This window comes from Pseudomonas sp. W22_MBD1_FP4 (assembly GCF_052113765.1).
GTDB lineage: Bacteria > Pseudomonadota > Gammaproteobacteria > Pseudomonadales > Pseudomonadaceae > Aquipseudomonas > Aquipseudomonas sivasensis.
Genome location: NZ_JBGQOI010000005.1, coordinates 77,438 through 90,238 on the forward strand (window position 1 = coordinate 77,438; position 12,801 = coordinate 90,238).

The 12,801-nt window shown below is 63.4% G+C and carries 8 protein-coding genes; all 8 read right to left on the minus strand.

Going from position 1 to position 12,801, the window contains the following annotated elements:
- Window positions 1-77: 77 nt before the first annotated feature.
- The 8 genes from ACEN2T_RS08970 to ACEN2T_RS09005 are packed head-to-tail and all read right to left on the minus strand — an operon-like array spanning window position 78 to window position 12,796.
- Window positions 78-1,790, minus strand: coding sequence for a formylglycine-generating enzyme family protein (locus ACEN2T_RS08970; RefSeq protein WP_442116576.1), 1,713 nt, complete (start codon window positions 1,788-1,790; stop codon window positions 78-80).
- Complete coding sequence (locus ACEN2T_RS08975; protein ID WP_442116577.1) at window positions 1,783-2,967, minus strand: ABC transporter permease; 1,185 nt, start codon at window positions 2,965-2,967, stop codon at window positions 1,783-1,785. Before ACEN2T_RS08975 ends, ACEN2T_RS08970 begins: the two co-directional genes overlap by 8 nt.
- Window positions 2,967-3,671 (minus strand): ABC transporter ATP-binding protein, encoded by a 705-nt coding sequence (locus ACEN2T_RS08980; protein WP_032884425.1) that lies wholly within the window; start codon window positions 3,669-3,671, stop codon window positions 2,967-2,969. The genes ACEN2T_RS08975 and ACEN2T_RS08980 overlap by 1 nt, the downstream gene beginning before the upstream one ends.
- On the minus strand, window positions 3,671-6,643 hold the full coding sequence (locus ACEN2T_RS08985) for a serine/threonine-protein kinase (protein WP_442116578.1): 2,973 nt from the start codon (window positions 6,641-6,643) through the stop codon (window positions 3,671-3,673). Before ACEN2T_RS08985 ends, ACEN2T_RS08980 begins: the two co-directional genes overlap by 1 nt.
- The gene (locus tag ACEN2T_RS08990) at window positions 6,640-7,359 is read right to left on the minus strand and encodes a PP2C family protein-serine/threonine phosphatase (RefSeq protein ID WP_032884427.1); all 720 of its coding nucleotides are present in this window, start codon (window positions 7,357-7,359) and stop codon (window positions 6,640-6,642) included. The genes ACEN2T_RS08985 and ACEN2T_RS08990 overlap by 4 nt, the downstream gene beginning before the upstream one ends.
- Window positions 7,360-8,013 carry a type VI secretion system-associated protein TagF gene (gene tagF, locus ACEN2T_RS08995; RefSeq protein WP_095185215.1) on the minus strand — a complete coding sequence of 218 codons (654 nt, stop codon included), beginning with the start codon at window positions 8,011-8,013 and terminating at the stop codon, window positions 7,360-7,362.
- Window positions 8,010-11,510: a type VI secretion system membrane subunit TssM gene (gene tssM, locus ACEN2T_RS09000; protein ID WP_122681907.1), complete on the minus strand. Its 3,501-nt coding sequence runs from the start codon at window positions 11,508-11,510 to the stop codon at window positions 8,010-8,012. Before tssM ends, tagF begins: the two co-directional genes overlap by 4 nt.
- On the minus strand, window positions 11,507-12,796 hold the full coding sequence (locus tag ACEN2T_RS09005) for a DotU family type VI secretion system protein (RefSeq protein ID WP_032884432.1): 1,290 nt from the start codon (window positions 12,794-12,796) through the stop codon (window positions 11,507-11,509). Before ACEN2T_RS09005 ends, tssM begins: the two co-directional genes overlap by 4 nt.
- Window positions 12,797-12,801: the final 5 nt, after the last annotated feature.

Below are 12,801 nucleotides of genomic sequence, written 5' to 3' on the forward strand. Positions count from 1 at the left end.
GTTCTCTTCTAAGTTTGACTTGCCCAGCGCGGCAACTGCCGCCTGAGTCCCTTCCAAGCTCGCTATACAGCCAACGATCAAGACCGCTGACCGCTCGCTGCGAGCAATTCCTTCAAGATCGTCGCCGGGTCAGCCCGCTGTTGTTTGCGGTAGTTGCCGACATGGCGGACGAACAGTGTCGCGCGCGTCACCAGGCTCTTGCCGAGCACTGGCTTGCGATCCAACTCTTCCTTGATCCTTTGAAACTGCGCCTGGATCACCGCATCGGTGTAGCGCGTGCCCGTCGCCAAGTTATCGATGTAAATCGCGACCGCGCCGTCGAGGGCACTGCGGCCGTTGGCAATGGCCATATCAAACAGCTTCGCGCTGGCCTCATCCTTATTGTCCAGAGACTGTTGGCGGCTCTTCTGCAGGTTGGCCAGGCGGATGTTGTAGTTGCTGATGGTCTCAGCCACCAATGCAGCCGACTGAATCAGGTTGCCCGCCGCTTCTTCGCGTTGCTGGGCGATCAGCGAGACGTTGCGCTTGAGCTCTTCGTTAACCAGCCCCAATTCGGCTTGCAGCTTGGGGTCGACGCTGGCGGCGATGATGCTGTCCAGGCGTTTGGTCGGGTCTTGGGCGTCATCGATGGCGTCGGTCAGCGCGGCCAGGCGCCCTTCCTTTTGCCACTGCGCAAACAACTCCTTGTAACGTGAACGCGGGGCCGACAACGCACCAATTGCCACGCGGAAACCGGTGGTTTCATTGCTTTGCTCGGTGCCGTCGGCGGCGAAAAGCGGGTATTCGCGGCGCATGCCAGTGAACAGCGTGCCCTCGCCTTCCAGGTAGTTGCCGCCCTTGACCACAAAGCCGCCGTAAGTGCCCTGGCGTCGACCGGCATGGACCAATTGGAAAGACTCCTGGACCATTTCCGCCGCATTGCCGATCACGTCGAACATGCCAATTGGATTGGGTAGTTTGGTGCCAATGGGCATCAGGCGCGCCGCCTGGCCAGTGCCGCCGGCGACTTGGTTGAACACGGCGTAATCACCCAGAGGGCCATCGCTTTCGCTGCCTTCAGTGCGACGAGGAAACAGACGCCCCTCCAGATCCTGACGGCTCACCGCCTGGCCACCGCGTGCGGCAAACTCCCACTCCACTTCAGTGGGCAAGCGCACAAAGCCAAGGCCGCCGTCTTCCGCCGACGAACCGCGCCCGCTCACCGGTAGCAAGTCGCGGTGGTACTTCATCAGCCAGGCGCTGTACACCGCAGAGAACCGCTCGGCCTCAAACCGCGACAGTTTCACCTTGGGCAAACGCCCGGCCATACCGGTCGGCGCATCGCAGGCCGGCGCCGGCTCGCCACTGGCCAGGGACTGCGCCTGGGCCATCACTTGGGCGTATTGGCGAGCGGTCACTTCGTACTTGCCGATGAAGTACAGCATCGGCTTGAGTGGGGTCTTGGCGTCTGTCTTCGGCATCAACGGCGCGATGACTTTGTTCCAGTCTTTCGGCAAATCCTTGAGGGTGAACTGGCCGTTGATAAAGTCGCGGCGATAGCCGGAAATAAACGACTGCTGGTAACCGGCCTCGCCTTCGGCGAAGGGGTAGCCGAGGCTGATTTCGCGGTCATCCAGCGTGCCTTGGGCCAGTACGTAGGCGTAGCGGAACACCATGTTGCCCTCGCATGGCAGCGGCAGGCTCACGTCATCCGGCAACGGTTTGGGGTTGTCCAGTTTATCGCTGGCTTCATCGGCCCAGGCCATCGAGGCCAGGCTCAGCGCCATGACGGCGCCCAGTAACTTATACATCTCTGATTCCTTCAGAAGCCTGGATACGCGCCACTCGCCAGCCACCACACGCCGCCGCCACGGCGCTGACGCCGAGGACTGCAACCAGGGCCAGGCCGTAATGACGCGCCAGCAGATGACTGGCGTACTCGCCCGGCACCTGCGCAAATAATTTGTTCAACGCTGCTTCGGCCAAGCCATACAGCCCGGCGCTGAGCAAGGCCGCAAACCCTGCGCTATACAGCGCCTGCACCACTACAAACAACAACAACCCGCCGGTGGAAAACCCCAACAGGCGCAGCACTGACAATTCCCGTCGCTTGCGCGCCACGGCAGCCAAGGCCCCAGCGAAGATCGCCGCAAACGCCCCCGCCAACGCCAGCCCGGCGATGACCCAGAATACGATCGACAGGTTGCGGCTCAACGACTGCACCTGGGCGATGGTGTTCGCCTGGGTCGATACCAACACGTTCTGCCCAGCGAAATACACCCGCAAGGTTTCTACATCAGTGAGATTGCGCGCGTACAGGCGAAACGCCGGGTACACCCGCAGTTCGCCCACCGCCACCTCTTCGCCCGTCCATCCCAACGCCGGTACGGCGCGACCATCGCGGTAATCTTCCGCCGCTTCCAGCAGGGCCAGATCGGCGAACAAAGCGTCCCGCGCGAAGGCTTCCAGCGGCAGTACCGCAACCACCTGTACCTTTGTGCGCTGCTCCTCGACACGTCCTGCTACCTGGCGGGCAAAGCGGGTTTCCAATAGATCCCCTGGCCGCGCTGCAAGCTTCTCGGCAGCGGTGTGGCTCAGCACGATCTGGTTCAGGCCATGCGGCAGCACCAGCGCACCCAACAACGGATCACCCGGCGCTGTCGGCAGCATCTCCAACGTCAGCGCGCCCACCTGCGCCGTCGCCGCAATCTGCCGCGTACGCGGTATGGCAAACGCCACATCGGGGCGCTGGGCAAGCTGCTCAATCAATGCGCTGCTGAATCGACCACCGCCCAACGGAATAATTTCACGGGTGGCGGGGTCGGTCTGTAAACGTTCGGTCAAACTGCTAACCAGTCCAAATTTCAGGCCGAATAACACCAGCAACGGCGCGATCACCGCCACCAATGCCAGCACCGAACAGGCCGACAGCCACGCGTCGTTGCGGTAATCCTGCCAGGCCAGGGAAGCGATCAAGGGGATGCGCATCAGCACGCCTCCCCAAGGGTGGCGGTGACGCCACCGTCGGCATCGCGGCGGCAACTGATACGCCGAATCTGCAAGCCACTGGCACGGGCCAGAGGTTCGTCATGGGTGGCGATCACACAGGCGGCGCGGTGCTCATGGGCCTGGGCCAACAGGGCGTGCATCACGCGCTCGGCATTCAACGGGTCAAGGGACGCGGTCGGCTCATCCGCCAGCACCAGTTGCGGTGCATGGGCCAGGGCTCGGGCGCAGCTCACGCGCTGGCGCTGGCCCACCGACAGCGCCGAGGGTTTCTTCGCCAACTGGTCACTGATTTCCAACTGCTCGGCCAGGCGCGCCACACTGCCATCGTCTTTCAAGCCCAGCAGTTGCCGGGACAGGGCGATGTTGCCGCGCACATCGAGAAAGCCAAGCAGGCCACCGGTTTGCAGCACGTAGCCCAAGTGCTGGCTGCGCAACTGCGCCAGCCGCGATTGCTGATCCGCACGCCACAGACTGCCAATGTCGATCGCATTAAATTCGAAGTGCCCCACCTGATCCGGCGCCAGGACCAACGCCAGCAAATCCAGCAAGGTGCTCTTGCCGCAACCGCTGGGCCCAACGATCGCCACTTGCTCACCCGCGCGCAGCGCCAGCGCCGGGATCACCAGGCTATAGCGCTGGCTACCGACGCCCCGGCTCTTGTGCACCGCGCTCAGGGTCAGCATTACGGCAGCGTCGACAACGGCACGCGGTACAACGCATCGCCCGGCTCGGCATCGCCGAAACGGACCCAATTGGCCACGTCGTTATGGAAGGTTTCGTAGAGGCGGATTTTCGAATCCAGCTCGTCGATAAAGTCTTCCTGCTCGGCCACGCTCAACGACAACCACAAGTCCTGGGTCATGTTCAGCGACTTGCTGCGGTACGGCAGGCCTTCCAGGTATTCGCCGAGAATGCCGCCATCGGCCAAGTTGCCGCCCTTGCGCAGGGCTTGCGGGTCGCGGCTCATGTAGGCAGAGGCGCTGGCGATTTCCTGGAAGAAATCCTTGGGTGACGTCTGGGTCTTGCGCGCCGCGTCGACGATCAGTTTCAGCGACTGCTGCAAATCGTTGAGCTGCAACTTGGTCAGCATCACGCACACCTGGAACGCCGGCAGCGCCGGGTTGGTCAGGTCGCGATCGGCAGTCCAGGCGCTAACCAGCTGCGGCGCCTGGCTCGCGGTTTTGCGGCCGAGGAAGTCCATGTGCATGGCGTAACCAACAGCGGCAGATTTATCCGCCAAGGTCGGTGCCGAACTGAGCAGCGGGACCGGTTGCGGCGTGTTGCTGCGCACTTGATGCACCAGGTTGGCGAATACGCTGCCGATCTCGTCGACACGCTCACCCAACTTGCGCACATCACCACCGGGCACCGGTGTGTACAAGTCGCCGATCTGCGGGTTGGCGTCGGCGGTGAGGATGCGGTACTGGCTCTCGGCGCCAGCGTGAGTTTTCTTGCCGGCGTCGGTGCGCAGGTGCAGGGCGTAGATCTTGATCTGCTTGCCCAGCGCGGCCTGGCGCACTTCGGCTTCGTTCATCTGGGTGGCGGCGAACGGGTCGTTCTTGCGCAGCGCGCCAGCATCGGTGACCAGCAGAATGATGCGCCCGCCATAACCAGACCAGTCCATGCCGTCCACAGCCTGCATCACCCCGGCAAACGCGTCTTCGTTGAACGAATGGCTGGAAACGCTGGACGCTTTGACTTGCCGCGCCATGTCGAGGAAGCGTTGTGGATCACGCCCCTGGTCGAGGCTGATCAGGGTTTTGGCCACGTATTCCAGGCCAGGGGTTTTCTTGATGCTGCTGCGAAAACCGACCATACCGAAGCTGACGCTATCGAGTTCGCCGCGTTCGGCGATGCGGGTTTGCAGCTCATGAACCACGTCACGGATCTGGTCGATATACGGCTGCATCGACACGGTGGTATCCACTACCAGCACCACCGCAGTGCGGAAGGCATCGGCATTGGCGTTGATCACCGGCGTGGCGGGCTTGGCCACGGCGCTGCTGCCGGGGTCGATGGAAGCGACATTGAGCAACTGCACCGGCTGACCGTTTTCGTCGAAGCTCTCTTTGGAGTCAAAGATCGGCAACAGGTAAAACTGGTTTTGCGGCACGGCGCTGGCCGTCGGTTCCAGGGCAAGGATTTGCCCGTTGTCTTCGCTGTTTTTCTGCGCTTTGGCCAGCGCGCTCTTGGCGGCGGCCGGGTCGGCGAGCAGCTTTTCCACTTCCCCCGATTGCCGCAGGAACATCACCGGCGCACGGCCCGAGCGCTCGGTGAACTTGAGCACCAGGCTTTGTTTCCAGTCGCTGACTTGCGAGGCCGGCAACCAACCGTCGCTGCGCCCATCGGTGGCGGTGCCGACGCGTACCCACGGTTGACCCTCAATGTCTTTGCGTTGGTACACGTAAAGCACCGAGAACGCCGGCAGCGCCTTGCCCGCCGCGCTGCCTGCCTCATCCGAAAGCTTCGCGCCCGGCTTACTGAGGACGCGCTGGAACAGGGTTTTCTTGCCCGCCATCAACAGCGGACGTTGACCGCCATCCGCCTCAACCACTGCCGCTGCGGGTGTTGCTGGGGGTGTTGCTGCGGGGACTACGGCGGCCGGTGGTTTGGCCGGTTCATCATCGCCACTCAGCCACCAATAGGAAGCGCCGCCAATCGCCAGGGCAACCGCCACAGCCACCGCTGCCAGCGCCAACACAGGCCCCCGACGCTGCTCGCTGTGCTGCGTCGTCGGCACCACCGGTTGGCGCACTGGCTCGGGTTTGGCTGTCGGGATTTCGATGGACTCCGGCGTGATACCCGCCAGGTCAAAACTCACCGGGATCGGCAGTGGTCGCACCAGCGTGGCTTCCGGCGAATCCGCCGGCAGTTGGTCCAGCGCCAGCAGCAATGCCGCTGCATCCGGGAACCGCTCGGCCGGATCCTTGGCCAACAACTTACGCAACACGCCCTGATAACGACCGTGGTGCACCGGCAATTCCGGCAACGGTTCGGTCAGGTGCGCCAGCGCGGTGGAGAGCGCGTCGGTGCCGCTATACGGCAGCTTGCCGACGAGAATTTCATAGAGCACCACGCCCAACGCATACAGGTCGGCGCGCCCGTCGATCTCCTGGCCCCGCGCCTGTTCGGGGCTCATGTAGCTCGGCGTACCGACGGCGAAACCGGCCTGGGTGAACTGGGTGCGGTCGTCCAGGGACTTGGCGATGCCAAAGTCCGAGAGCACCGCCGTACCGTCAGCGCGGAACAGGATGTTCGCCGGCTTGACGTCCCGGTGTACCAATCCTTGAGCGTGGGCATACCCCAGCGCCGAAGCGATCTGGCGGATCAATGTCACGCCCTGTTCCGGCGTCATACCCGCGGCGATACGCTCCTTGAGCGTACCGTTGGGCAGGAACTCCATGGCCATGTAATACAGCTCACCGACATTGCCGATGTCATGGATGGTCACCGTATGCGGGTGCGACAGGCGCGCCAGGGTCTTGCCCTCGCGCAGGAAGCGCTCGCAGAAGCTCGGGTCGGCTGCCAATGCCGCCGCCATCACCTTCAATGCCACCTTGCGCTCCAGCGAGCGCTGGGTCGCCAGGTACACGCTGGCCATGGCGCCTTCGCCGATCTCGCCTTCGATGTCGTAGCCAGGAATCACAATGTTCATGCCGATACCTTCACAACGATGGCGGTGATGTTGTCCGGCGCGCCGCGATTGAGCCCCAGGTGCACCAGGCTGCGCACGATTTCATCCGGCGCGTCGTGGCTGAGCACTTCGCGAATTTCATGGTCTTCGACGGTCTTGTTCAGGCCATCGCTGCACAGCAGGTAGCTGTCGCCGGGGGCGATCAACAGGTCGACCACCGCCACTTCAAGCTGGGCTTCCACGCCAATGGCGCGAGTGACGATATTGGCGCGCGGATGCACGCGAGCGTCGGCTTCGCTGAGCAGGCCGCTGTCTTGCAGGTCTTGCACGTAGCTGTGGTCGCGGGAAATACCTTCGAGCACGCCATCGCGCAGGCGGTACAGGCGACTGTCACCAGCCCACAGGCATACACCGCGCAAGCCACGCGTGGCGAGTACGACCACGGTGCTGCCCATCATGGTCACGCCACGATTGGCGGTTTCTTCGCGCACGGCGGCGTTGATGCGGATCAGGTCATTGCGTAGGGCCGCCGAGTATTCGTCCAGGGAGCGGCCCAACGGCACACTGCGCAGGCTGTCGACGATCAGGCTGCTGACATAGTCCCCTGCCGCATGCCCGCCCATGCCATCGGCCACCACCCACAGGCGGTTTTCCGGCAGGTCCAGGCACGCGTCTTCGTTAACTTGGCGCACCATGCCCACATGGCTTTTGCTCGCGGATTTGTACGTCGCCCCCATCTACACCACACCTTCTTGTCCGAGCAAAAACTGCGCAAAATCACCGGCGGCAGGCAAGCCCTGACACCGTAATAAACCAGGGGAAATACGTTCCGAGCCTCGGCCCCACCACAGGCTTGCGCCTTCGCAGGCCTGTTCGGCGAGCGCGGTCATGCGCCCATGGGGCACGGTGGCGGACACCCTTTGCAGGCCCGCGAAACGGCTATCGACCGCGCGCGGCTCACTGGCTGGAAAGCCGAGGGTATCGAGGCCATCGTTGAAGCTTTCAAAGGTCGCGCCGGTGTCCAGCGTGCTGAGCAAGAGCTCTTCGGCATGCTCGAACCACGTGTCCGGCCCGCCTACCAATGAGGCGGGATTGGTGTCGTGATCAAGCAAGGCCACCACCGCCAACGGAAAATAGCGCCCGACCCGATCGATACTCGGCATCACCACACCCGCCGCCGCATCCGGCCCGCACACGCCCGGCGCCAGTACAAAACGCCAAAGCGGACTGACCAGGTAAACGTTGAGCCAATCACCGCCCAGGCTGTTCTGGCTGGCCAGCAAACCCGCGGCCAGCCAACTGTCCCACGGACCGACAAAACTCTGGGGCAAGGCGCGGCTGACAAAATCCCCGCGACTGGCCAACTTGCCGTAGAAACCCAGGGTCGTCATAGCCGCTCCGGCAGGCTGAAGCCACTGAGCACGCGGCTCTTGAACGGGTTGAAAGCACTGTTGGCGCGCAACTCGTAGGCGATGCTCGCGCCGTCGACCCGCAGCCGCAGGTTGAAGCGGTCCGGCGAGTTGCCAGCGGTGAGGTCCGATTGCTCCAACAGGCGGAACCACGCCCATGGGCCGTCAAGTGTCACGCCCGAACGGCCGCTGGCCGATGGCGGCATGATGGAAATGCGCACCACGCCAATGCTGCCGGGGTTCGGCCATTGCATCGCCACCGGGCGGCTTGGACCGTGGTCGTAGCTCAGTTGCTGGCCGTCGAGGTCGAGCAGGAACTGGGTGATGGTCGGGTCCATCGACACCGGCTTGAGTTCGAAACGAACGATGGGCTGCGTGCCCCCGGAGCGGAAAAACGCATCGCGGATTGTCGCGGCGCGCTGGAAGGTTTGCAGAACACCCGGCGCGATCCCCAGCTTCTGCGCCGCGCCCGGCTGCCAGCGCCAAGTCTGCGCAGACGTGTCCACATACGGCTGCAGGTATTTGCGGAAGTAGTTATCCATCACCCCGCCCACACCAAAGAACTGCCCGAAGTCATCCAGCGTGGCGTCCCGCGCACTGCCCGGCGACATCGGATAACGCCCCGCCAGGGACTGGCGATACACGTTGACCACTTCGCTGACCCATGCCGCGTTTAGTTGGTTACGCACCCCGCCCATCATGCTGTTGGTGGTGGAGTTGACCACCGACTTGACCATGCCCTGCACCAGCGGCGGCTGGCGTTCGGCGTTCAGGCTGACCCGCGTGGCAGCAGCGGCCGCCTGGTTCTTCGCCTCACCGAGCAACGCGTCGCCACTGGCACCGACCATGGCGCTGACCTGCACATACAGCGCATTCATGTCCGACAACAAGCCATCAATAGCGGCTGGCTCGCCTTCATTTTTACTGACGATGCTGTTGAGTTCGGCAAAGTGCGCGGTGACCGGATCATCCGCCGCCGCCGGCGCATTGGCCGTCGGTTGCTCCTGGCCGAGCAGGCTGCCGAGGCGCTCCTTGAGCTTGTCGACGCCGCCTTCCACCGGCACGCCTTTGGCGGCCAATTGGCGCTCTTCAGTTTGCAGATCGGTTTCCTTGGCCACCGCCACCAGCAGCTTTTTCAGCGGTGAAGTCGGCCCGGAAATTACCCGCAGGACATCGGCCGCCTGGGCCACGCTGGTGATCGGCACAAAGTCGATGTCGGCGAGCAAGGCATCCCACTGGCGCTGGTAGTCCTGGAAGTACAGGCGACGCACATCGGCGGCGAGGCTGACCACGTTCTGCTGATCGGCCTGCTCGCGGCCCAACACCCATTGCTCTTCAGCCAAGGTGCCGGTCTGGTTCAGGCTGCTCAGCAGGAATGCCTGGCGATAGCCCTTGGCGGTGAAAAAACCACTCAACGGCTCGCCCAACGGCTTGCCGCTTTTACGGCTGAACACCAGCGCGGCATCTCGGCCAGCGGCTTCGTTGATACGGAAGTCCGGGATGCCTTCAGGCAGTTTCTGGCGTTTGACCCGGTCGTAGACGCGCTGGGCCACTGGCAGCTGTTGCAACTGGCGACGCAGGTCATCAATCAAGCGCGGATCGAGGCGTGCGCTCGGAGGGTGACGATCAAACAGCGCCTGCAAGTGGCCGGTCAGCGCCTGGCGCTGATCGGCCGGCAGGTCGCGCGGCAGGTTGCGGTCCCAATCGAGGGCGATCCAGGCCTTGATGAAGTCCGGGTCGTAATGCTCGCTGTCGGCGAGCATCAGGTAGGCCTTGAGGCCTTCGTAGAGGAAATCGGAATTGCCACCGCCGTGCAGCTGCTCCTCGATGCGCGTCACCAAGCGTGGCGCGAAGACCGCGATCAACAACTTGCGGTACACGCTGGCGGATTCGGCTTCGAGCATGTCGCCCTGATACAAGCCAAGACCTTCGGACCAGCTCGGCGAGTCGCCCGCGAGGTTCTTCACCGCGTTGAGCAACGGCAGCACGGCGAGGACTTCACGCTGCGCCGGGCTTAGGTTCTGCACCGTCTGGCCCAACGGCGCGACCTTTTGGTCGACCTGGGCGATATACGCCTGGTTGGCGCGATAACTCACCCACCACAGGCCGCTGACCACCACCACCAACGCCACGGTGGCCGCCAGCACGCCGCGCGCAATCCACTTGCGCCGCCGCTCGACCTTCGGGTTCACCCCCACCAAGCCACGCTCGGCAAACGCCACCGCGGTGAAGAGTTTTTCGATGAAGTAACTGCGCCCGGTGCCGCTCTGCCGTGCCAGGTGCTGGCGGTCCAGGTTCATGCTCTGGGCCATGGCGCCGATCAGGCGGTCAATCGGGCTGCCTTCTTGGGTACCGCTGGTGAAATACACACCGCGCAGCAACACGCGCTCTTCAAAGGCGTTGGGTTTGAACACGCCTTCGAGGAAGCTTTGCAGGCAATCCTTCAACGCGCCGAACTGCTGCGGGAAGCCGTAGATCAGGTCGCGCCGCGCCGGGTCGCGCTCCTGTTGCAGACGCTCAACCAAACGCTCATTGAGGCGTTGCTCCAGACCCGCGAATTCGCTTTGCAGATGGGCCAGAGGGCTGTCGCTGTTTTTACCGTCGTCCAGGGCAAAGGTCATGCCCCACACCTGGGCGCGCTCTTCCTTGCTCAGGTTGTCGAAGTACTCCATGAAACCCGGCACCAGGTCGAGCTTGGTCAGCATCAGGTAGATCGGGAAACGCACGCCCAATTGGGTGTACAGCTCCTGGATGCGCAGGCGAATCGCGGCAGCATGGGCAGCGCGCTCGGCATCAGTGCCGAGCAGCAAATCCGAGAGGCTGATGGCGATAAATGCGCCGTCGATAGGGCGGCGTGAACGCTGCTTTTTCAGCAGGTCAAGGAAGCCCAGCCACGCGGCTTTATCCACCGTGGAGTTGCTGTCCTGAGTGGTGTAGCGGCCAGCGGTGTCGAGCAATACTGCTTGATCGGTGAACCACCAATCGCAGTTGCGCGTACCGCCGACGCCACGCACCGCACCGGCGCCCAACTGCGCAGCCAACGGGAAGTGCAAACCGGAATTGACCAGCGCGGTGGTCTTGCCCGAACCCGGCGGGCCGATGATCACGTACCACGGCAGCTCATAGAGATTGCGGCGCTCGTCACCGCCGAGCTTGGCTTTTTTCAGCAGCGCCAGGGCTTCGTCCATGCGCTGGCGCAGGGTGGTCAGCTCTTCGGCAGTGGCCACGCTGTTGGGGTCGGCCGGGGTTTCGGCAGCCAGGCTGCGCATCACTTCGGCCGCTTGGCGCCGCGCCTGGATGATGCGGAACACGCGGTAGGCGATCCACACCGCGAACACCAGGATAATCAGCGCCCAACGGCGCCCTTCCGGCATCAGCACGTCGAGCAACGGCCCGACAAACCAGATGATCAGGCTCAAGGCGATCAGGCCCAGCAGCGGGATCACCCAGCGAATCATAAAACTGAAAAACGCCTTCACTCGACGCCCTCCGCCAATACGGTGATTTCAACCCGACGATTGCGGGCGCGGCCTTCGGCTGTGCTGTTGGTGGCCAACGGCTCGGTGTCGCTTCTGCCCTCGGCACTGAAGCGATCCGCTTGGCCAGTCTTGGCCGCGAGGATTTCCAGCACCGACTTGGCCCGTGCTTCGGACAGCGCCCAGTTGGACGGGAAGCGCAGCGTGGCAATCGGACGATTGTCGCTATGGCCGGTCACGCGCACCTGGCCCTTCACTTTGCGAATGGCATCGGCGATGCGCAGCATCAGCGGCTGGTAGTCATCGACAATGCTGGAGCTGGCCGATGCGAACAGTTCATCGCCACGAATGGTGACCACGGAACGGTCGACTTTATCTTCAACGGCAACGCGACCGGCCTTGATGTCTTCAGCCAGGAACCCCGCCAAACGCGGCCGCTCGATGACTTTAGGCTGCGCCACCGGACGGTCGATGGCCTGCACCGGGATCTCGCCTAGGGCATGGATATTCTTGAACACCGGCTCCGCCTGCGACGCCAGGAGCATGCGCAAGGTGAACAGCAACGCCAACAACAGCGCCACGCCAATGGCTACGGCGATCCACGGCGGCATGAATTGCGCCAGGCGATCACGGGCCACGGTCACACCACGCCAGTGCGGCGACAGCTCGCGCTCATGCTCGCCACGAGCACTGCGAATCGCCGCAGCGGTGCGCTCGCGCAGGGCTTCCAACTGGCTGCGACCGTCGTTCATCACGCGGTAGCGGCCTTCGAAACCCAGGCACATGCACAGGTACAACAGCTCCAGCAGGTACAGACGTTCCCGTGGGCTTTGCAGGCAGTGGTCGAGCAACTGGAAGACTTTTTCGCCGCCCCAGGCTTCGTTGTGCACAGTGATCAGCAGGCTTTGCTTACCCCAATCGCTGGTGCTGCCCCATGGCGTGCTCAATACGGCTTCATCAAGGGCGGTACACAGCGCATAACGGGCCAGCAGCACTTCGTTGCGCGCCACGCCGGCGGCTTCGGCGCGCTCTTCGAACTGACGCAGGTAGGCCAGCAACTGCGCACGCAGGCTAGCTGGCGCGGGGTGGGCGATGGTGTTGCGCAGGCGCGTCAGCAAAGCCAGCAGCGGGCCGGCGGCGCTTTCCAGCGGGTTGAGGCCCTGGCTTTTGCCGGTGAGCATCGGTGCTGCCGGCATCGACAGCGGAGCCGGCTCTGCGCGCACAGGTTCAGGCGCGCGGCCACCTGGGCGGGGCATGAACTGGGTGCGGTCGTCATCATTGGGATGCATCGCGG